The sequence below is a fragment of the Pseudomonas sp. S1_E05 genome (genome assembly GCF_056337105.1).
Map to the genome: position 1 here is coordinate 3,194,159 of NZ_JBFRHM010000001.1, position 21,544 is coordinate 3,215,702.

General features: G+C 61.2%; 14 protein-coding genes. 6 read left to right on the forward strand and 8 right to left on the reverse strand.

Going from position 1 to position 21,544, the window contains the following annotated elements; all coding sequences use genetic code 11:
* Positions 1–10 precede the first annotated feature (10 nt).
* The gene (gene hrpA, locus AB4N33_RS14770) at positions 11–3,907 is read right to left on the reverse strand and encodes an ATP-dependent RNA helicase HrpA (protein ID WP_476457632.1); all 3,897 of its coding nucleotides are present in this window, start codon (positions 3,905–3,907) and stop codon (positions 11–13) included.
* Between the two features lie 83 nt (positions 3,908–3,990).
* Positions 3,991–5,709: a bifunctional isocitrate dehydrogenase kinase/phosphatase gene (gene aceK / locus AB4N33_RS14775; RefSeq protein WP_476457633.1), complete on the reverse strand. Its 1,719-nt coding sequence runs from the start codon at positions 5,707–5,709 to the stop codon at positions 3,991–3,993.
* Between the two features lie 412 nt (positions 5,710–6,121).
* Here aceK and AB4N33_RS14780 point away from each other — a divergent pair, with 412 nt between their 5' ends.
* Both AB4N33_RS14780 and AB4N33_RS14785 read left to right on the forward strand, forming a co-directional pair.
* Positions 6,122–7,747 carry a methyl-accepting chemotaxis protein gene (locus AB4N33_RS14780; protein ID WP_476457634.1) on the forward strand — a complete coding sequence of 542 codons (1,626 nt, stop codon included), beginning with the start codon at positions 6,122–6,124 and terminating at the stop codon, positions 7,745–7,747.
* 72 nt (positions 7,748–7,819) lie between these two features.
* Positions 7,820–8,707 (forward strand): DMT family transporter, encoded by an 888-nt coding sequence (locus AB4N33_RS14785; RefSeq protein ID WP_476457635.1) that lies wholly within the window; start codon positions 7,820–7,822, stop codon positions 8,705–8,707.
* A gap of 129 nt (positions 8,708–8,836) precedes the next feature.
* Here the strand turns inward: AB4N33_RS14785 and AB4N33_RS14790 are convergent, their stop codons facing one another.
* The 6 genes from AB4N33_RS14790 to AB4N33_RS14815 all read right to left on the reverse strand — a co-directional run bounded on the left by AB4N33_RS14790 (position 8,837) and on the right by AB4N33_RS14815 (position 16,281).
* Complete coding sequence (locus AB4N33_RS14790) at positions 8,837–10,417, reverse strand: aldehyde dehydrogenase (NADP(+)) (RefSeq protein WP_476457636.1); 1,581 nt, start codon at positions 10,415–10,417, stop codon at positions 8,837–8,839.
* 23 nt (positions 10,418–10,440) lie between these two features.
* On the reverse strand, positions 10,441–11,436 hold the full coding sequence (gene araD1, locus AB4N33_RS14795) for an AraD1 family protein (protein ID WP_476457637.1): 996 nt from the start codon (positions 11,434–11,436) through the stop codon (positions 10,441–10,443).
* Positions 11,437–11,488: 52 nt separating this feature from the next.
* Complete coding sequence (locus AB4N33_RS14800; RefSeq protein WP_431756532.1) at positions 11,489–12,664, reverse strand: L-rhamnonate dehydratase; 1,176 nt, start codon at positions 12,662–12,664, stop codon at positions 11,489–11,491.
* Between the two features lie 326 nt (positions 12,665–12,990).
* Entirely contained in the window at positions 12,991–13,995 is a 1,005-nt protein-coding gene (locus AB4N33_RS14805) for a 4-hydroxythreonine-4-phosphate dehydrogenase PdxA (RefSeq protein ID WP_476457638.1), read from the reverse strand.
* Positions 13,992–14,948, reverse strand: a complete 957-nt coding sequence (locus AB4N33_RS14810; RefSeq protein WP_460117260.1) for an amidohydrolase family protein — start codon at positions 14,946–14,948, stop codon at positions 13,992–13,994. Before AB4N33_RS14810 ends, AB4N33_RS14805 begins: the two co-directional genes overlap by 4 nt.
* Positions 14,941–16,281 carry an MFS transporter gene (locus tag AB4N33_RS14815; RefSeq protein WP_476457639.1) on the reverse strand — a complete coding sequence of 447 codons (1,341 nt, stop codon included), beginning with the start codon at positions 16,279–16,281 and terminating at the stop codon, positions 14,941–14,943. Before AB4N33_RS14815 ends, AB4N33_RS14810 begins: the two co-directional genes overlap by 8 nt.
* 376 nt (positions 16,282–16,657) lie before the next feature.
* On the opposite strand from AB4N33_RS14815, the gene AB4N33_RS14820 reads away from it, so the two are divergent.
* From AB4N33_RS14820 to AB4N33_RS14835, 4 genes are all read left to right on the forward strand, one after another.
* On the forward strand, positions 16,658–17,674 hold the full coding sequence (locus AB4N33_RS14820) for a Bug family tripartite tricarboxylate transporter substrate binding protein (RefSeq protein WP_476457640.1): 1,017 nt from the start codon (positions 16,658–16,660) through the stop codon (positions 17,672–17,674).
* A gap of 52 nt (positions 17,675–17,726) precedes the next feature.
* Positions 17,727–18,260: a tripartite tricarboxylate transporter TctB family protein gene (locus AB4N33_RS14825; RefSeq protein ID WP_460117263.1), complete on the forward strand. Its 534-nt coding sequence runs from the start codon at positions 17,727–17,729 to the stop codon at positions 18,258–18,260.
* Positions 18,257–19,783: a tripartite tricarboxylate transporter permease gene (locus AB4N33_RS14830; RefSeq protein WP_460117264.1), complete on the forward strand. Its 1,527-nt coding sequence runs from the start codon at positions 18,257–18,259 to the stop codon at positions 19,781–19,783. Before AB4N33_RS14825 ends, AB4N33_RS14830 begins: the two co-directional genes overlap by 4 nt.
* 64 nt (positions 19,784–19,847) lie before the next feature.
* Positions 19,848–20,789, forward strand: coding sequence for a LysR family transcriptional regulator (locus tag AB4N33_RS14835; protein WP_460140034.1), 942 nt, complete (start codon positions 19,848–19,850; stop codon positions 20,787–20,789).
* Positions 20,790–21,544 lie beyond the last annotated feature (755 nt).

Genomic DNA, 21,544 nt, shown 5'->3' on the forward strand with positions numbered 1-21,544 from the left:
AGGGCGGCGGTTACGCTTCGACTTGCGTCCACTGTTTATTCAGGCGCTTATCGGAGATCGGCACCTTGGTCCCCAACTGCTGGGCGAACAACGACACCCGGTATTCCTCCAGCCACCAGCGATACAACTCAAGCTGCGGATCACGCTTGCCTTCCTGGGCGTGTTTAGCGGCACGGGTCTGGTACTGGCTCCACAGGGCCGAGAGCTCACCACTCCAGACCCGATCTTTCTGCACCTGGGCGCCCAGCTTCTCGAAGCGCTGCTCGATGGCCTTGAGGTAACGCGGCAGCTCCTTGAGCCACTGCATCGGTGTTTCGCGGACAAAGCCCGGGTACACCAGTTGGCTGAGCTGCTGCTTGATGTCGTTCAGGGCCACGGCTTGCGCCAGGTCGATCTTGCCCTTGAAGCGCTTTTGCAGGCCGTGCCAGAGCTTGAGAATGTCCAGGGTCAACCTGGCCACGCGCTCGGCATGCTCGGTCCAGGCGCCACGCTTGCGTTCGGCCAGCGCCGCCAATCCCGCACCGTCCCGGGGCAACGGGTCTTCGCCGTCGAGGATGCAACTGTCGAGGCTGGCCAGCAGGATGTCTTCGACCAGTGCATCGACACGCCCCATGTCGCGGTACAGCAGGCCCAGCTCGGTCAGCCCCGGCAACTTGCCGCGCAGGAACTTCGCCGGTTCCGCCAGTTGCTGCATCAGCAAACGCTGCAAGGCGCGGCGGTGTTGGAACTCGGCTTCGGCCGGCGTCGAGAAACGCCCTTCCTTGACCGTACCGCCCTCTTCCACCAACGCCGGATAGACCGTCATCGACAGTCCGGCGATCTTCTGCTGGGTTTTTTCCGCCACCGCAGCGAACACTTTCGCCTCCACCGGCTGCTGGCTTTTCGCGGTCTGTGGCACCGCCAGAGCGGCCTGACTGGCTTCGGCAAAACGCGCCGTCAGTTCCGCCAGATCCCGTCCTTCGCCGAGGAACTGGCCCTGGCCATCGACAATTTCCAGGTTCATGCGCAGATGACTTTCGACCTGCTGCGCCGCTTCCGCCCAGGCTTCATCGCTGACCCGTGCGCCGGTCATGCGCAGCAGCTCGCGCCCCAGCGACTGGGGCAGCGAGCCCTCGGCAAAGGTCATGCGCTGCAACGCCGCCTTGACGAAGTCCGGCACCGGTACGAAGTTCTTGCGCAAGGCCTTGGGCAGGTTACGCACCAGGGCAATGCACTTGGCTTCGATCAACCCTGGCACGAGCCATTCCAGGCGTTCCGGCGGCAGCATCGGCAACAGCGGCGCCGGCACGCGCAAGGTCACGCCATCGCGTGGGTGATTGGGTTCGAAGTGGTAACTGAGCGCCAGTTCCAGATCACCGATGTGCAGGGTGTCGGGGTATTGCATCGCGGTGACTTCACTGGCTTCGCGGGCCAGCACATCCTCTTCGCGCATGATCAACAGCTGTGGGTCTTTCTGGCTGTTGACCCGGTACCAACTGTCAAAGGTCGCGGTCTGGTGGATCTCCGCCGGCAGCCGCGCATCGTAGAACGCGTACAGGGTTTCCTCGTCGGCGAGGATGTCACGCCGACGGGCCTTGGCTTCCAGTTCGTCGAGCTGTTCGAGCAGGCGCGCATTCGCCGCCAGGCACTTGGCCTTGGACTGGATTTCGCCGCGCACCAGGCCTTCGCGGATGAACAACTCGCGGGACACCACCGGGTCCACAGGGCCGAAATGCACCGGCCGACGACCGACCACGATCAGCCCGAACAGCGTGATCTGCTCGTAGGCTACGACCTGCCCGCGCTTCTTCTCCCAATGCGGTTCGAAGTGGTTTTTCTTGATCAGGTGCCCGGCGAGCGGCTCGATCCAGTCGGCGTCGATCTTGGCCACCATGCGCGCGTAGAGCTTGGTGGTCTCCACCAGTTCAGCTGTCATCAGCCATTGCGGGCGCTTCTTGCCGATGCCTGACGACGGGTGAATCCAGAAACGCCGCTGACGGGCGCCGAGGTAATCGCCGTCCTCGGTTTTCTGGCCTATCTGGCTGAGCAGGCCGACCAATACCGCCTTGTGCAATTTCGGGTAATCCGCCGGTTCTTTGTTAAGGCTCAATTGCAGGTCGCGGCAAATGAGGCTCAACTGACGGTGGGAGTCGCGCCACTCGCGCAGGCGCAAGTAGTTGAGAAAATTCTTGCGGCACCAGTTGCGCAGCGGGCTGGCCGTCAATGCCTGGCGCTGCTCTTCGAATCCACGCCAAAGATTGACCAGCGCGGCGAAGTCCGAATCGGGATCCTTCCATTGCGCGTGAGCCTGGTCCGCCGCTTGTTGACGTTCTGGCGGACGCTCGCGCGGGTCCTGGATCGACATGGCGCTGGCGACGATCAGCACTTCCTGCAAACTGCCCAGCTTCGCCGCTTCCAGCAGCATGCGACCCATGCGCGGGTCCACCGGCAGGCGCGCCAACTGGCGACCCAGCGGCGTCAACTGACTGTTGCGGTCCACTGCCGAGAGTTCTTGCAGCAAGTTGAAACCGTCACTGATGGCCTTGCCATCCGGCGGTTCGATAAACGGGAATGCCGTGATTTCACCGAGGCGCAGATGCAGCATCTGCAGGATCACCGCCGCGAGGTTGGTGCGCAGGATTTCCGGGTCGGTGAATTCCGGGCGACCCAGAAAATCTTCTTCGCTGTAAAGGCGCACGCAGATCCCTGGCTCGACCCGCCCGCACCGCCCTTTACGCTGGTTGGCGCTGGCCTGGGAAATCGCCTCGATGGGCAGGCGCTGAACCTTGGCGCGGTAACTGTAGCGGCTGATGCGCGCGGTGCCGCTGTCGATCACGTAGCGAATGCCCGGCACCGTCAGGGAGGTTTCCGCGACGTTGGTTGCCAGCACCACGCGACGACCTGGGTGCGACTGGAATATCCGCTGCTGCTCCGCTGGCGACAGCCGTGCGTACAACGGCAGGATTTCGGTGTGCTTGAGCTGGGCCTTGCGCAGCATGTCGGCGGCGTCGCGAATCTCCCGCTCGCCGGGCAGGAACACCAGCACGTCGCCAGGGCTGCGGCGCTCGCTGCGCTCATACGCGGCAATTTCGTCGAGGGTGGCGAGGATCGCCTGATCCACAGTCAGGTCGTCCTCGACGCGATTGCCCTCTTCGTCCTGTTCCAGGGTCAGCGGGCGGTACCAGGTGTCCACCGGGAACGTACGGCCCGAGACTTCGACAATGGGTGCATCGTCGAAGTGCTTGGAGAAGCGCTCCAGGTCGATGGTGGCCGAGGTGATGATGACTTTCAGGTCCGGGCGACGCGGCAGCAGGGTCTTGAGGTAGCCCAGCAGGAAATCGATGTTGAGGCTGCGTTCGTGGGCTTCGTCGACGATGATCGTGTCGTAGCGTTCCAGATAGCGATCGTTCTGGGTTTCCGCCAGCAGGATGCCGTCGGTCATCAGCTTGATCAGCGTATTGGCGTCGCTCTGGTCTTCGAAACGCACCTGATAACCGACCAGCGCGCCCAACGGTGTACCCAGTTCCTCGGCAACCCGGCTGGCGACGCTGCGCGCAGCGATCCGGCGCGGCTGGGTGTGGCCAATCAGCCCGTGTTGCCCGCGCCCGATTTCCAGGCAGATCTTCGGCAACTGGGTGGTTTTGCCCGAGCCGGTTTCGCCGGCGATGATCAGCACCTGGTGTTGTTCCAGGGCCTTCTTGATCTCATCGCGCTTGGCGGCAATCGGCAGGCTGTCGTCGTAACGAATCACCGGCAGGCTGGCCTTGCGCGCCAGCACCTGATCACAGGACGCCTGCAGGCGTGTCACCCACTGAGCCAGCTTGGCCTCATCGGGTTTCTTGCGCAGCTCAAGCAACTGCCGCCGCAGCCGGTGACGGTCGGCGAGCATGGCGTGATCGAGGTTTTTCAGCAGTTTGTCGATGGTCATTAATGCAGCCGCAAGCGATAAGCTAAAAGCTGCAAGGGTAACAGAGATGCAGCTGCAAGCTTCAAACGGCTTGCAGCTTGCAGCTAATCGCTTGCCGCTGCTTGTCTACGATACGGAAACACATCAATCACCTTCCCCGCCCGAATCGCCTCCTGCAAGCTCTTCCAGTAATCGGCGTTGTACAACTCGCCATGCAATTGATCGAACAGCTTGCGTTGCCCTGAATCGGCGAACAGGAACGGTGGAAACTCTTCCGGGAATACATCCAGCGGCCCGATCGAATACCAGGGTTCCGAGGCCATCTCGTCCTCGGGGGTGCGCGGCGCCGGGATGTGGCGGAAGTTGGCTTCGGTCAGGAAACAGATCTCGTCGTAGTCATAAAACACCACGCGGCCATGGCGGGTGACGCCAAAGTTCTTCAGCAGCATGTCACCGGGGAAGATGTTGGCCGCCGCCAGTTGCTTGATGGCCAGGCCGTAGTCTTCCAGCGCTTCGCGCACCTGTGCTTCGTTGGCGTTATCCAGGTACAGGTTCAGCGGGGTCATGCGCCGCTCGGTCCAGCAGTGGCGGATCAGCACGGTGTCACCTTCCACCGACACCGTCGACGGCGCCACTTCCAGCAATTCTTCCAGGCACGCCGGTTCGAACTTGCTCAGCGGGAAACGGAAGTCGGCGAACTCCTGGGTGTCGGCCATGCGCCCGACGCGGTCGACGCTTTTCACCAGACGGTACTTCTCGATCACCGTGGCGCGGTCGACGTTTTTCGAGGGAGAGAACCGGTCCTTGATGATTTTGAACACGGTGTTGAAACCCGGCAGGGTGAACACGCTCATCACCATGCCACGCACGCCGGGGGCCATGATGAACTGGTCGTCGGTATTGGCCAGGTGATTGATCAGTGCCCGGTAAAATTCCGACTTGCCGTGCTTGTAGAAACCGATCGAGGTGTACAGCTCGGCAATGTGCTTGCCCGGCAGGATACGCTTGAGAAAACCGATGAACTCCGCCGGCACCGGCACGTCGACCATGAAATACGAACGGGTGAAAGAGAAGATGATCGACACATCGGCTTCGTCGGTGATCAGCGCATCGATCTGGATGCCACGCCCTTCCAGGTGCAGCAGCGGAATCGCCAGCGGCCACTGCTCATCGGCGGTGAAGATGCGCCCTACCAGGTACGCGCCCTTGTTGCGGTACAGCACCGAGGAAAACAGCTCGACGCTCAGGTCAGGGTCCTTGCACACCCAATCCGGCAGGTTTTCGCGCAATTGCGCTTCGAGACGGCGCAGGTCCCCCGGCAGGTCGGCGTAATTCTCGCTGAAACGGTAGTCGGCAAAAATGCTCGCGAGCATTTCTGACAGATGCCCCTGGGGTTTGTAGATTCGGGTTTGCGCCGCGCGGGCCCGGCGCAGGCTCGGCCGGGTGGTGTGGATGAACATGCAACCGTCGCTGATCAGGTCATGGCTGAAGAGTCCGCAGAAGATCGAGTTGTACCAGGTCTCCGAAAGCTCATCGTCGAAGCGCAGGTCGATCAGGCTGATGTAGGCGTTCTTGACCAGCGGCCAGCAGCTCACATCCAGGGTTTCGCTGTCGAAGGCGGTGCGCAAACGCTTGACCGTCTCGGCGACCTTTTCCTCGTAAAGGTTGATCCGCGCCGCCGAAGCCTCCTGGGTCGCCTGCCACTGCGCCTGCTCGAACCGCGCCCTGGCGCCGTCGGTTATCTGGCGAAAATGCTCGCGGTAATCGTCGAACCCATCGAGGACGGTTCGGGCGATATCGGCGGCGGGCCATTGCTGCACCATGATGAGACCTCTACGGGAATTCGGAAGACCTGAGCTTAGCCAGTGAACCCGGTGCAGGAGAAGCGTAATTTTTGCGATGACTGCCACGCCATCAATCGGCTGGCCGATGTTTTTCGGATTTATTTAACTCGACCGTTTGGTCAGAAAAATGACCCGCGCGTCATTTCCACAAGATGAAACGATTCATCTGCAAGCCGCGAGCGACGTGGCTTTCGGATCCAATCCAACGCTCCCGTCTTCATGGACGCACACCTTTGCAGGTTTCGCTCACCCGCGTAGGAGGTCTCGACACCTGCCCTGATTGGCCTTACCAAAATGATGGCACTTTGATATATACGCCGCCGTTACCTGCCTAAAACAAGATCCTCGGGCTACGAGGACATCCTCTTTTTATCAGCCCAAGGAGCACCTTATGTCGTTAAGGAACCTGCGCATCGGTTTGCGTGCGAGTTTGAGTTTTGCCGTTCTGGCCACCCTTCTGGTATTGGTCGGACTGTTCGGGATTGGTCAGATGGCCACCCTGCGCGAAAGCGCCAGGGTGATTGAAGAGACCTGGATGCCAAGCAGCGAAAGCGTCCACGACAGCGCGGCCGACATTGCCGCCATCCGCCTGGAGTCATTGCGGATGAGGACCAGCGCCTTCAATGAAGTGAAGCTAAAAAGCAAAAGCATCATCAATGACAAGCGCCAGGCCTTGCTCAAGCGCTTTGATGAACAGGCCGCCCTGCTCTCAAGCGATCAGGAACGCGCCATGCTCGACAACCTGAAGCAAGGCGTGGCCAAGTACCTGTCGCTCGTCGATCAAATCGTCGCCAGACTGGACGCCGGCCACGAGAGCCAGACGTTCGAACACCTGAATGCAGAGCTGAGCGCGCAAGGCAGTCTGGTGGATAAAACGCTCGAGTCGATAATCAGCTTCAATCAGCAGGGTGCCGATGCCGCCGCCGATGCCGCGCAATCCTTGTACGAGCGCGCCCAATGGATCGTTGGTTCGATCATCGTCATCGCCCTGCTCGCCACCCTGCTACTGGCCTGGGCACTGACTCGCAGCATCACCACGCCGATCAACCATGCACTGAGTGCCGCACGCCGAATTGCGGACGGCGACCTCAGCGGCCAGATCGTCAGCGACGGCAAGGACGAAGCCGCGTTGCTGCTTTCGGCCCTGTCCGACATGCAGGACAGCTTGCGCTTGACCATTCGCGGCATCAGCGATTCGGCCAGGCAACTGGCATCCGCCGCTGAGGAAATGAGCTCGGTGATGGAGGAAAGCACCCGTGGCCTGCAACAGCAGAACGACCAGATCGAAATGGCTGCCACCGCCGTTACCGAAATGAGCACCGCCGTGGACGAAGTGGCCGCCAACGCCGTGTCCAGTGCCCAGGCGTCCCAGGCGTCGAACGAGGACAGCAAGCACGGGCACGTACAGGTGAGCGAAACCATCACCGCCATCCAGGGACTGGTCAGCGAAGTGCTGGGCGCCTCGGAACAGGCACAGGGGCTGGCGGTACAGGCGCAGGACATCAGCAAGGTGCTGGAAGTGATTCGCGGCATTGCCGGACAGACCAACCTGCTGGCCCTCAATGCGGCCATCGAAGCGGCACGGGCAGGGGAAGCAGGACGTGGGTTTGCCGTGGTCGCCGACGAGGTGCGTTCCCTGGCGCAACGTACGCAGAACTCCACGGAAGAAATCGAGCAGATGATCACCAACATCCAGCAAGGCACCGGGGCCACGGTCGGTGCCTTGCAAAGCAGTGCCGAGCATGCAAACCAAACCTTGCGTAGGGCCAACAGCGCGGGCAATGCACTGGAGAAAATCACCGCGTCGATTTCGCAGATCAACGAACGCAATCTGGTCATCGCCAGCGCCGCCGAACAACAGGCACTGGTGGCCCGGGAAGTCGACCAGAACCTGGTGACCATCCGCGACCTGTCGACCCAGACCGCCGCGGGCGCCACCCAGACTTCGGCTGCCAGCCAGGAGCTCTCGCGCCTGGCCATAGACCTCAACGGTCTGGTGACGCGCTTTGTAATTTGATGCCGGTTTTTCGGTTGCCATCGACAGGGCTCTCGGCAACACTCTCGCCCCCATCAATGGAAGGAGTGCACCGTGAGCCCTGTCGATCTTGTACGTCTGCTGTTGCTGGCGGCCATCTGGGGTGCAAGCTTTCTGTTCATGCGCATCATCGCCCCGGTGATCGGCACGATCCCCACGGCTTTTTTCCGTGTGTCGATTGCCGCGGTCGGCTTGTTGGTGATCCTCGGCCTGTTGCGCGTGCGCTGGGACTTCAAGGGCAAGCTGAAAACCGTGATGCTGCTCGGGGTGATCAACTCCGGCATTCCGGCGACGCTGTATTCGGTGGCTGCTCAGGTGCTGCCCGCCGGTTACTCGGCGATTTTCAACGCCACCACGCCATTGATGGGGGTGTTGATCGGCGGGCTGTTTTTCAGTGAGCGACTCAGCGCCGCCAAACTGGGTGGGGTCTTCCTCGGCCTGTTCGGTGTGGGCGTGCTGACCCGCGCCGGCCCGGTGGCGTTCGACTTGCCGCTGCTGATGGGCGCCATCGCCTGCCTGCTCGCGACCACCTGCTACGGCTTCGCCGGGTTCCTCGCGCGGCGCTGGCTCGATCAGGCCGGTGGGCTCGACAGTCGTCTGTCTGCATTGGGTAGCATGCTCGGGGCAACCTTGTTCCTGCTACCACTGTTCGGCTACAGCGCACTCAGCCAGCCACCCGCAAGCTGGGGCGGCTGGAATGTCTGGCTGTCGCTGCTGGGACTGGGGCTGGTGTGCACGGCGTTTGCCTACATCATTTACTTTCGCTTGCTCAGCTCGATCGGCCCGGTGAAATCGTCCACCGTGACCTTCGCGATCCCGCCGTTTGGTGTGTTATGGGGGGCGATGTTTCTCGATGAGCCGCTGTCGATGGCACATGTGTATGGCGGGCTGTTGATTGCAGCGGCGTTGTGGTTGGTGTTGAAGCCTGCTCCCGCCAGGTGATTTTTGTTGAAGCTGCTGACGCCTTCGCGGGCAAGCCCGCTCCCACAAGGTTCGGTGTGTACAGAAAATCTGTGTTCAACACCAAACCCTGTGGGAGCGGGCTTGCCCGCGATGAAGCCCGCTCAGACGCTACAAAGCCTGACTACTGACCTCTCCATCCACCAACCGTCGAATCCCCAGCGGATTACTGTCCTGCAACGCCTCGGGCAACATCGCATCCGGGTAATTCTGGAAGCACACCGGGCGCAGGAAACGATCGATTGCCAGTGTCCCCACCGATGTCCCTCGGGCATCGGAGGTCGCGGGATACGGACCGCCATGCACCATCGCATCACAGACTTCGACCCCGGTCGGATACCCATTGAACAGGATCCGCCCGACCTTTTCCTGCAACACTTCGGCCAGCCAGCGGTGCTCCAGCAACTCATCGGCCTCGCCAATCAGCGTCGCCGTCAGTTGCCCACGCAAGCCATGCAATGCCGCCGCGAGCTGCGCCTGATCGTCGACTTCGATGACGATGGTGGTCGGCCCGAACACTTCTTCCTGAAGCAGCTCGTCGCCCTTGAGCAACAGGCTGACATCGGCCTTGAACACCTGTGGATGCGCCTGATTGCCCTGCTGCGGTTGGCCTGCCAGGTGTGTCAGCCCCGGATGTTCGTGCAGTTCGCCCACACCACGGTTGTAGCTGGCCAGCGCGCCGGCATTGAGCATGGTCTGCGCCGGTTGCTCATTCATCTGCGCGCAAAACGCTGCGAGGAAATCGCTGAACTGCGGCGAGCGCAGGCCAATGACCAACCCCGGATTGGTACAGAATTGACCGCAGCCCAACGTCACCGAACCTGCCAGTTGTGCGGCGATCTGTTCGCCGCGCACCTTAAGCGCCTCGGGCAACAGGAACACCGGGTTGATACTCGACATCTCGGCGAACACCGGGATCGGCTGCGGCCGAGTCGCGGCCATGTGGCTCAGCGCATTGCCGCCTTTGAGCGACCCGGTAAAACCCACAGCTTGGATAGACGGGTGCTTGACCAGCCACTCGCCGACACCCGCGCCGAAGATCATGTTGAACACGCCGGCGGGCATACGGGTGCGTTCGGCGGCGCGGGTGATCGCGTCGGCGACCCACTCTGCGGTCGCCATATGCCCGCTGTGGGCCTTGAACACCACCGGGCAACCGGCGGCCAAGGCTGAAGCGGTGTCACCCCCAGCCGTGGAAAAGGCCAGCGGAAAGTTGCTCGCGCCAAACACCGCCACTGGCCCCAGGGCGATGCGGTACTGACGCAGGTCTGGGCGCGGTAATGGTTGGCGATCCGGCAAGGCACGGTCGATCCGCGCCCCATAAAAATCACCGCGACGCAGCACCTTGGCGAACAGGCGCAACTGACCGCTGGTACGGCCACGCTCGCCCTGGATACGCCCAGCGGGCAGCGCGGTTTCGCGGCACACGGTGGCGACGAACTCATCACCCAGCGCATCGATTTCATCGGCGATAGCGTCGATGAACGTCGCGCGCTTTTGCGCACTCAGGTTGCGATAGGTCGGATAGGCCGCCGCAGCCGCTTTGGCGGCAGCATCCACCTCCGCCTCGCTGGCCTGGAAGAATCGGGCGGGCAGCGGCTCACCGGTGGTGGCGTCGAGGCTTTGCAACTGCACGTTGCCGTTGGCGCTGCGACGCCCGCCGATGTAGTTGTGTCCGAGTATTGAGGTCATGAAGATTTCCTTGGGCAGCCGACTTAAAGCGTGCGCACCTGCCCGATCGGCAGAGGCTGGGCAGATTCACCGATACCGTTGACCAGTGGCGCGCCAAACTCGTCGAGGCTGATCTGGAAATAGTCACCCGGCTGGGTTTTGACCCCGTCGGCAAACGACAGCGTGGCGGTGCCGAAATAGTGCACGTGAACATCGCCGGGACGCAGGAACTGCGCGTACTTGAAGTGATGGAATTCGAGGTTGGCGAGGCTGTGGCACATGTTGTCTTCACCACTGAGAAACTCCTTTTCCCACAGGGTTTCGCCATTGCGCACAATGCGGCTGGTGCCGGCCAGATGCCGAGGCAATTCGCCGACGCGCAACTCGGGACCGTAGGAGCAACTGCGCAGTTTCGAATGTGCGAGATACAGGTAGTTGCGGCGCTCCATGACGTGATCGGAGAACTCGTTGCCCAGCGCGAAACCGACGCGGTATGGCAGGCCGTCATCGCCAATCACATAGAGACCCGTCAGCTCGGGCTCTTCACCGGCATCCTCGGCAAACGGCGGCACCGGAAAGTCCGCGCCGGGGCGCACGACGATGCTGCCGTCACCCTTGTAGAACCATTCGGGTTGCGCACCGATCTGCCCGTCTGCCGGCTTGCCACCCTCCAGGCCCCATTTGAAGATGCGCATCGTGTCGGTCATACCCGCTTCCACCGCGCCGTCATGCTGGTGCATCTTGTCCCGCGCTGAAGCGCTGCCCAGGTGGGTCAGGCCGGTGCCACTGATCAGGCAGTGGGCCGGGTCTTCGTGGTCCAGCGGCGACAGGACCTTGCCCTGCTGCAACAACTGGGCGTAGTCGGGGCCCGGTTGGGTACCACGTTGGGCCACTTCCTCCTGCAGGCTTCGTTGGCCGCGGATGGCCGCGAGTGCCAGTTCACGGGTGCTGCGGGTGTCGTTCAACACCAGCACCCGGGAACCTTCGATCACGCCGACCTGGCGCGCTCCCTGGGTGTTTTCGAATTGAATCAGGCGCATGTCTTTCTCCTCTGGGTCAGGGACGGCGCCGCCCGTGAGCGACGCCTGAAGGTCACTCGATGATGTTGAAGTCGCTCAGGTACTCATCGGAGATTTCCAGGCCCAGGCCCGGCTTGTTGTCGTCGAGCTGGATGTAGCCGTTGACCGGCTGCGGCTCGCCCTTGAACACGTAGTAGAAGAGTTCGTTGCCAACCTCGACGTCGAACACCGGGAAGAACTCGGCCATCGGCGAGGCGGTGGTGGACATGGTCAGGTGGTAGTTGTGCATCTGCCCGGCGTGCGGGATCACCGGCACGGACCATGCTTCGGCCATGGCGTTGATCTTGCGCGCGGCGGTAATGCCACCGACGCGGTTGGTGTCGTACTGGATCACGTCGACGGCGCGACGTTCCAGCAGGTCCTTGAAGCCGTAGGAGGTGAACTCGTGCTCGCCGCCGGAGATCGGCATGATGCCCATCTTCTTCAGCTCGATATAACCTTCGATGTCATCGGCAATCACCGGTTCTTCCAACCAGCGCGGTTCGAATTCGGCGAGTTTGGGCAGCATGCGGCGTGCGTATTCCAGGGTCCAGCCCATGTAGCACTCAAGCATGATGTCCACATCGGGACCTGCCAGTTCACGCAGGGCGCGCACTTGTTCAATGTTCTTGCGCATGCCCGCCGGACCGTCTTTCGGGCCATAGCCGAAGCGCATTTTCAACGCGGTGAAACCCTGGTTCAGATAGCCCTGGGCCTCTTCGAGGAACAGGTCGAGGTTGTCGTTGGCGTAGAGTTTGGAGGCGTAAGTCCAGATCTTTTCCTTGGTACGTCCGCCCAGCAGCTTGAATACCGGCTTGTTGACGGCCTTGCCCATGATGTCCCAGATCGCGATGTCGATCGCCGAGATCGCCGCCATCCCGATACCCTTGCGGCCCCACGCGTGGCTCTGGCGATACATTTTCTGCCAGATGTACTCATTGTCGAAGGGGTCTTCGCCGATGGCGATGGGAGCCAGATAGGTGTCGATGATTTCCTTGGCCACACGCGGCGCAAGGGCGCAGTTGCCGATCCCGACGAGACCGGTGTCAGTCTCGACTTCCACCACCAGCCAGCCGTGGAACCGGAACGAGCCCATGGCGTCGCCACGCTCGAACAGGATGTCGCTGGCATTGGTGCAGAAGTGCGCCTGAGGAGGAACGACTTTGCCTTTCCACTCGAATACGCGGGTACGGATCGCTTTGATTTTCATGAATTCAGTTCCTTGCTGGCGCTTCTTGTAATTGTTGAGTCGCGTGCACGAAACCGCTCGTGTGGCGGCTTCCAGGCATTCGATGGAGCGACTTTAGCCAGCCGCCGGGGAGCGCGGATAATCACTTATGCGCATCCATCGATAACCTGGGGAAATAGGTACCAGTGGTTATTGCGTGGATCGGGTTATCAGGTGCCAGGATAAAAAACTATGGGGGCGAGCCTGCTCGCGATAGCGGACTGCCAGTCACCATAAAGGTGCCTGTACAGCCATCATCGCGAGCAGGCTCGCTCCCACAGGAATTTAACTTGAGATGAAAACCGTCATCAGTGGCGGTTACTGCCCATCCGGCACGCAATCTCGAAGGCCTGCCGAATGGCGCCGGGGTTGGCCTTGCCCTGGCCTGCGATATCGAAGGCGGTGCCGTGGGCCGGGGTGGTGATCGGGATCGGCAAGCCGCCCTGCACGGTCACGCCACGGGAGAAGCCCATTAGCTTGATCGCGATCTGGCCCTGGTCGTGATACATGGTCACCACGGCATCGAAGGCACTGGCATCGCCCTGGACCTTGAGAAAAATCGTGTCGCCCGGGTACGGCCCTTCGGCGGCAATACCCAAGGCCTGTGCGGTGCAAACGGCCGGGCCGATGATGTCCAGTTCTTCACGGCCGAACGAGCCGTTGTCACCATTGTGCGGGTTCAGTCCACAGACGCCGATACGCGGTTTTTCCAGGCCACTGCGCTTGAGCGCGGTGTCAATCAACTGGATCGCCTCCACCACTCGCTGCTGCGTGAGCATCCCCGGCACTTCGGCCAACGCCACGTGCGAGGTCACCCGCGAGGTCCACAGATTGTCGAGCACGTTGAACTCGCAGAACGGCCCGTGGAAATCCAGCAGCTCGGCGAACCAGTGCAGTTCGTCATTGTGCGCCATCCCGGCCATGTGCAATGACGTCTTGTTCAGCGGCCCGAACAAGACCGCGTCGGTGGTGCCGGCTTCGGTCAGGCGCAGGGCCTTTTCCAGGGTATCGAGGCTGTAGCGACCGCCGATGACACTGGCTTCGCTGCGTGGGAATTCGCCGAGGGTGTCACCACGAAAATCATAAAACAGCGGCGTGTCGTCGGTGAACGCCAGTTGCTCCAGCGACTCCACGCGACGGTAGGGAAATTCCTGGCCGGCAAGGCGCATGCCACGACGCATTTCCGCTTCGTCGGCAATCAGGATCACATTGGCCTGGCTGCGCACCTGGGGTTCTGCGAGCAGGCGTGCGATCAGCTCCGGGCCGATGCCGGCAGGATCACCCAGGACCATGGCGATGGTTGTCTTTCTCATGCTTCACTCCTCAAGGATTCAGGTCGCGTGCGGTCGATGGCGCACGGCTCGCAGCGATACACCCGCTGCGCGTTGCTGTAGAACAGTCGCTCCTGATCGGCCCAGGGCAGGTCAGCAACGATGGATTTGAAACCGCTGTAAATGTCATCGAACGAGCCACACAGGCTGTCCACCGGGAAGTTGCTGGCGAACATCACGCGACCAGTGCCAAACATGGCGATCACTTCGCGCACGATCCACGCGTTGTCCTTCGCCCGCCACGCCTGGCCCTTGAGGCCGAGGCCAGAGACCTTCACCTGCACGTTCGGCCACTCGGCCAGCCGCGCCATCGCCCGACGCCAGCCGGCCAGGCCTTCAGCGCTGCGGTCGCTGGGCAAACCGGCGTGATTGAGGATCAGCGTAGTGCCGGGAAAGTCCCGGGCCAGGCGCTCGGCTTCGTGCAGGTTCCACCAGGGCGTCTGCAAATCGAAGTGCAGCCCCAGGCCTTGCAAGGCGGCGTAGCTGCGGCGCCAATGTTCATCACTCATCAGGCTGCGCACATGGCCGACCTGCGCGGGGGATGTCGGCCCACCGGGCTTGTGGCGCACGCTGCGCACACACTTGAACGACGCTTGCTCGGCGAGCACGGCGAGGGCATCCGGGTGATCGAGCCAGGCTTGCGCCACCACCGCATTCGGCACGCCGTAACGGGCCGCCAGTTGCTCGATGAAACGGGTCTCGCCAATCGGGTCCTGCGGGTCCCACTCGGTTTCGATGTACACCGTTTGCACGACCTTGTGTGCACCGGCATCGGCGAAGTAATCGTCGGGAAAATAGCGCCGCTTGATCGCGCTGTAGTCCCCGTAGCGAAACGCAATGTTGGCCTCGGGGGCGAGCCACGGATGCGGGTTGATCGTCGGGTCCCAGAAATGATGATGGGCATCGATGATCAGGCCGTCGTACATCTTAACCATGGCGCACCTCGTCGAGACTGATGAACAGCGTTGCCAGTACAAACACCGCCGAACATACCGCGAAGAAAGCCAGCACCGGCGCGAAACCGCCGGCCATTTGCAGAATCACACCCACCAGGATCGGCACCGCGATACCACCAACGCTGCCGGCCATGTTCATTACGCCGCCAATCAGGCCGACACGCGCTGGCGCTGCCAGCAACGCCGGGAAGCTCCAGTAGAGGCTGCCCCACATCAGGAAAAATGCGGTCATGGCCAACAGCGCCACCGCCGCAAAAGGATCGCTCAAGGTCGGCAGCAACAGGAACGCGCCGAGCGCGATCAAACCGGAAAATGCCAGCAGCCCCCTGACCGCCACGCCTCGACGAACGCCTTTGCGGATGAGCGCGTCGCAGAGAAAACCACCCGTCAAAGAGCCCAACGCACCGCAGATGAAAATGACGAACGTCGCCGCGCCAATACCCTTGATATCAAAACCACGGGCCTGAGCCAGGTAGCTCGGCCCCCAGGTCAGCAAACCGAAATACACCATCGCCCAACTGGCGCGACCGACCAGCAGACCACTGAGGGAACGTGCAGCGATCCCAAGACCCTTGACCGACATCTGCGCAGCTTCGGCGGCCGGTGTCGCGCGCCCTGCATTGATCTTCTCCAGCTCCTGCGCATTCACCTGCGGGTGAGTGGCCGGGTTGTCGCGTAAATAGCGCCACGCCACCCAGCCCAGCACCAGCGTGGCGATACCGGCAATCAGGAAGGCCAGGCGCCAGGAGTCCAGAGTGGCAATCAGGTAGGCGATGATCAGCCCGCCAAGCGCAACACCCAACGGACTGCCGCTGTCCATCAGCACCGCACCGCGACTGCGCTCACTCGGTGCCAGCCACAGCGAAATCAGCTTGCCGCCCGACGGGAACAACGGCGCCTCGGCGGCACCCAGTGCAACCCTGGCGAACAGCAAGGACAATCCGCCGGTGGCAAACGCCGCGAGCACCTGGAAGGTCCCCCACAGGCCCGTAGACCAACTGATCACCCGGTGCGGCCCGAAACGATCGATCATCCAGCCGCCGGGAATCTGCAACAGCGCGTAGGCCCAGAAGAAGCTGCTGAGAATCAGCCCTTGTGTGCTCGGTGACAGTGAAAACTCGGCGGCGATGGTCGGCATCGCAATCGACAGCGAAACCCGGTCGATCAGGTTGACCATCGTCAACGCGAAGATGATCGCGAAGATCTTCCAGCGTACGTTGCTGGCCTTGGTGGTACCTGCCAGCGGTGCGGCTGATACGGCGGTTTGGGCATCGGCTTCGGGCAGATGCAGGGACGCACTGGGACGAGCCATGGTGCTTACCTCGACTTATTATTTTTGTGGTACAGCGTGCCGCTTCAGGACGGCTCGGTGAGCACTATCGAAGGCTCAGCGATAACCGTCTAATCAAACCTGGAAATACGGCGATAGCCACGGGTTATGGCAGATCCCGCTTTCAACGACCTTTCAACCCGGTCACGTTACCGACAAAATACCCTTAAACCGCTCTGGAACGGCACATTCGATAACTGTCACAATTCGTGTCCAAGCGAGCGATAACCCCAGGCTATCGGTATATGTATTGTTTTGACTAGACGCGAGAGCGGCGCCTTCCCACACTCGGGCCAGGCTTGCAGCTCTCGAGCACCGACAAGTCACTCATAACAACTACAAAAACGAGGCCCTTCCAATGCGAAATGCATTCGTCCGTCGCACCTCCCGTCTGTTCCTTGGCTGTACGCTGGTGGCTGCAGGCGCCCTGCCCGCCCTCGCCCATGCCGCCTGGCAACCGGACAAGAACGTCGAGATCGTCGTGGCCGGCGGCCCCGGTGGCGGCACCGATCAACTCGGCCGTCTGATCCAGTCGATCATCACCACTCACAAGCTGCTCGATGTGAACACCATCGTCCTTAACAAGGGCGGTGGAAACGGAGCCGAGGCTTTCCTCGACCTGAAAATGAACAAGGGTGATGCGGAAAAACTGGTGATCGGCACCAACAACATCTACCTGTTGCCACTGGTGTCCAAGCTTGGCTACCAATGGCAGGAGCTGACCCCAGTCGCCGCCGTGGCCGAGGATGACTTCATTCTCTGGAGCTACAAGGGCGCGCCGTGGAAGGACGCCAAGGGTTTCTACGAAGCGGCCAAGGCCGATCCATCGAAGATGCGGATGGGGGGCAGCCAGTCCAAGGACGTCGACCAGACCCTGACCCTGCTCCTGAACCAGACCAACAACAGCAAGCTGGTGTACATCCCGTTCAAGAGTGGCAGCGAAGCCGCGACGCAGTTGGCGGGCAAACACATCGCCGCTAACGTCAACAACCCCGCTGAAAGCATCAGCCAATGGCGTGGCGATCAGGTCGAGCCGCTCTGCGTGTTCAGCCGGGAACGCATGAACTACACCGAGAAGGTCGCCGGCGACAAGTCGTGGGCCGACGTTCCGACTTGTCACGAACAGGGCTTGGGCATCGACCAGTATCGTTTCCCGCGCACCGTGTTCATGCCCGGCGAAGTGACTGCCGAGCAGCGCACGTTCTATGTCGAGCTGATGCGTAAGGTCACCGAGACGCCCGAGTTCAAGGCTTACGTGAAGCAAAACGCTTTGGTGCCGACCTTTCTGGAGGGCGAGCCACTGACCGCCTATATCGAAAAAGACACCGCCCGCGTCACCCCGGTGTTCAAGGAAGCCGGCTGGCTGAAAAACTGAGTCTGTGACGGCCGTACCCCCGGGCACGGCCGTCGCCTCTGGAGGTGTCTTCATGTCCCATTCTTCGGATTCACCGGCACTGGTCGGGACCCGCTGGGTCGAGCTCGGCCTGGCCCTCTTCACTGCGCTGATCGGCGCGGTGGTGATGTATGGCAGCGTCGAACAAGGTATCGGCTGGGGTGATGCCGGCCCTGAACCGGGGTATTTTCCTTTCTACATCGGCCTGATGCTGTGCGCCGCCAGCGTGGCCAACGGCGTGTTGACCCTGGTGCGCTGGCAAGCACTGAACATTGCCTTCGTCAGCCGCAGCGCGTTCAAGCAAGTGCTGTCGGTGTTCATCCCCATTGCCCTGTTCGTCGCCGCCATGCCGTTTACCGGCATCTATGTGGCTTCGGCCTGCTTTATTGCCTGGTTCATGTCTCGTGACAAGGTCCGCGCCAAGCCTTACGGCAAGTGGATGATTGCCTGCGTGTCCCTCGGCGCTGCATTGGCCAGTTATCTGATTTTCGCGTTGTGGTTCAAGGTCCCGCTGGATGCAGGTCCCCTGGGCGACTGGATTGCCATGGCCTGGAGACACTTCAAATGAGCGAATTCGATTCCCTGTTGCAAGGCATGAACCTGATCCTCACACCGGGCCACATCGGCCTGATGGTGGTCGGCGTACTGTTGGGCATTCTGGTCGGCGTGTTGCCCGGCCTCGGCGCCCCCAACGGCGTCGCGTTGCTGCTGCCGCTGACGTTCACCATGTCGCCGGTGTCGGCGATCATCCTGCTGTCGTGCATGTATTGGGGCGCGCTGTTTGGCGGCTCGATCACCTCGATCCTGTTCAACATACCCGGCGAGCCCTCATCGGTGGCGACGACGTTCGACGGCTACCCCATGGCCCGTGAAGGTCGTGCCGCCGAAGCCCTGACCGCCGCGTTCAGCTCGGCGCTGATCGGCGCACTGGCCGGGGTGTTGCTGCTGACCTTCCTGTCGACCAAGATCGCCGCGTTTGCCATGACCTTCAGTTCACCGGAGTTCTTCGCGGTGTACCTGCTGGCGTTCTGTACCTTTATTGGCATGAGCAAAAACCCGCCGCTGAAAACCGTGGTGGCGATGATGATCGGTTTCGCCATGGCGGCCGTCGGCATGGACACCGTCTCCGGCAACCTGCGCCTGACCTTCGACCAGCCGATCCTGATGACTGGCATCAGTTTCGAAGTGGCGGTGATCGGCTTGTTCGGCATCGGCGAAATCCTCTGCACAGTCGAAGAAGGTCAGGTGTTCCGTGGCGAACGTGCCCGGATTACACCCATGGTCATCCTGCGGACCTGGGCGAAACTGCCGCGCTACTGGTGGACGATTGTGCGCAGCACGCTGGTGGGTTGCTGGATGGGTATCACCCCCGGCGGCCCGACTGCCGCGTCGTTCATGAGTTACAGCATGGCGCGGCGCTTCTCGAAAAATCGCGAAAACTTCGGTAAAGGGGAAGTCGAAGGGGTGATCGCCCCGGAAACCGCCGACCACGCGGCGGGCACCAGCGCCCTGCTGCCGATGTTGACCCTGGGCATTCCAGGTTCGGCCACGGCGGCGGTGATGCTCGGCGGCTTGATGATCTGGGGCCTGCACCCTGGCCCGACGCTGTTCGTCGAACAGCATGATTTTGTCTGGGGCCTGATCGCGAGCATGTACCTGGGCAACGTGGTAAGCCTCATCGTGGTGCTGGCTACGGTGCCGCTGTTCGCTTCGATCCTGCGTATCCCGTTCTCGGTGATTGCACCGATCATCATCATGGTTTGCGCCATCGGTGCCTACACGGTGCACAACTCGTTCTTCGACGTGGTGCTGATGCTGGGCTTTGGCGCACTCGGGTATCTGTTCAAAAAGCTGGGCTATCCGATTGCACCCCTGATTCTGGCCGCTGTGCTGGGCGACAAGGCGGAAGATGCATTCCGCCAGTCGATGCTGTTCTCCGACGGTCACATTGGTATCTTCTGGTCCAACCCACTGGTGGGCAGCCTGACCACCGCCGCCCTGCTGATGCTGTTCTGGCCACTGATTTCCAAGGCACTGGCCAGCGTGCTCGGGCTGCGTAAATCCCCTGTCGGCAAGACCAAATCGGTGTAGTGATGCTGGCAATGCCTGACATTTATTGTCAGGCTTGCCGCAGTCTTTTCTGCGAGTGTCGTCCATGACAAGAATTCCTGAAGCCAATGTGATCCACAGCCGACTGCGACTTCGCCAATTGCGGCTGATGCTGGCGTTGCAGGAATTCGGTTCATTGCGCCGCGCCGCCGATCACATCGGCATGACTCAACCGGCAGCGACCAAAATGCTGCACGAGGCCGAGGACCTGTTGGGCGTCGAGCTGTTCGAGCGTCTGCCCCGGGGCATGCGGTCCACCCCGTTCGGCGAGACCGTGATTTATTACGCGCGCATGGTTTTTGCGGAGCTGAGCGGCATGCGCGAAGAACTGGTCGCCCTCGAATCCGGCAACCTGGGACGAGTGGCCGTCGGGGCCATTCCGGCACTGGCCTCGGGCTTGCTGACCCGCACCATCGCCACCTTGAAACAGAGCCATCCGCGACTGTCGATGAGCATTCAGGTCGACACCAGCGACGTGCTGGTCCAGGCCCTGTTGCAGGACCAGCTCGACATCGTCCTCGGGCGCATCCCCGCCGGTGCGCGGGCCGAGGAGTTGTTGTTCGACAGCCTTGGCGAAGAGGCACTGTGCGTGATTGCCAGTGCGCAGAACCCGTTGGCCAAAGAAAAACACCTGAGCTGGGCGGAGCTGCAGAACATGACCTGGGTGCTGCAACAGCAACCGAGCCCCATGCGCGCGATCATCAATCAAGTGTTTCACAATGCGCGAGTCGACATACCCAGCAGCATCGTCGAAACCACCTCGATCATGACCTTGCTGTCATTGATCCAGCAGACCGACATGCTTGGCGTCACGCCGGTTTCAGTGGTCGAGGACTACCCCGGCCGGGATCTGCTGGCCGTGCTGCCGATCAAATTCGAAGCACGACTGCCGCCGTATGGCTTGATCACCCGGCGCCATCGCATTCAATCGTCGGCCATGCAGGCGTTCATGAATTCGGTGCGGGCCGAGCATGCCCTGAGCAAATAAAAAAAGGCCTGGCGCCATGCGCCAAGCCGACGATCCAGCGGCTGACAACAATTGCAATGACTTGGACAAATGGCCAGTAAAGACGTAACGCGCACAGTTACCTAGGCTTGGGATTCACGGCAGCGTCCAGCGAGGACAGGGAATGCACAGGATCACATGCCAAGGGAACGGGCTTATCTTCGGTATCAGCTGTACAAATCACAGGCGAGAAAACAGGCTGTTTCGAGCGTTGTTCAACTTCTCCACGTCAGAGCTGGCTCTGCGGCTGTGGACTTATCGAATGTGCGTTTTGAGCCAATTGACAGGCAAGCATTAAGTGCTTTTGAACGGTGGGAGGATCCACATTTCTCATGGTATGAGGTCATCGAGTGGAAGGCACGGGAGCCACTGGCTCTGGACCTTGCCATCTGGTTCAACGCCGAGCTGTGTGGGCTTTGTTTCGCGAACCCAAATAACAGCCGGCAACGAATCCGTATCGTGAGATTGGAAGGGAGTCCGAGGAGCGCACACCCTTTGAAGGGACGTGTTGCAACTCTCGCCATGATAGTCGTTGAGCAATACGCGCAGGTCATGGGTGCTCGTTTGCTTGAAATTCAGGAGCCACGAGCAGGAGCGGTTTCAATCTATCAGCAGCTTGGCTTTGAGTACGATCGAGAAGGCCGACTTGTCAAAACTTTGGAGAACCTTGTATTTTGAAGACTGTTCAATTGATGACCAGCGGTGGAGGGAATATGCGCAGAACAATCAAAAAATCT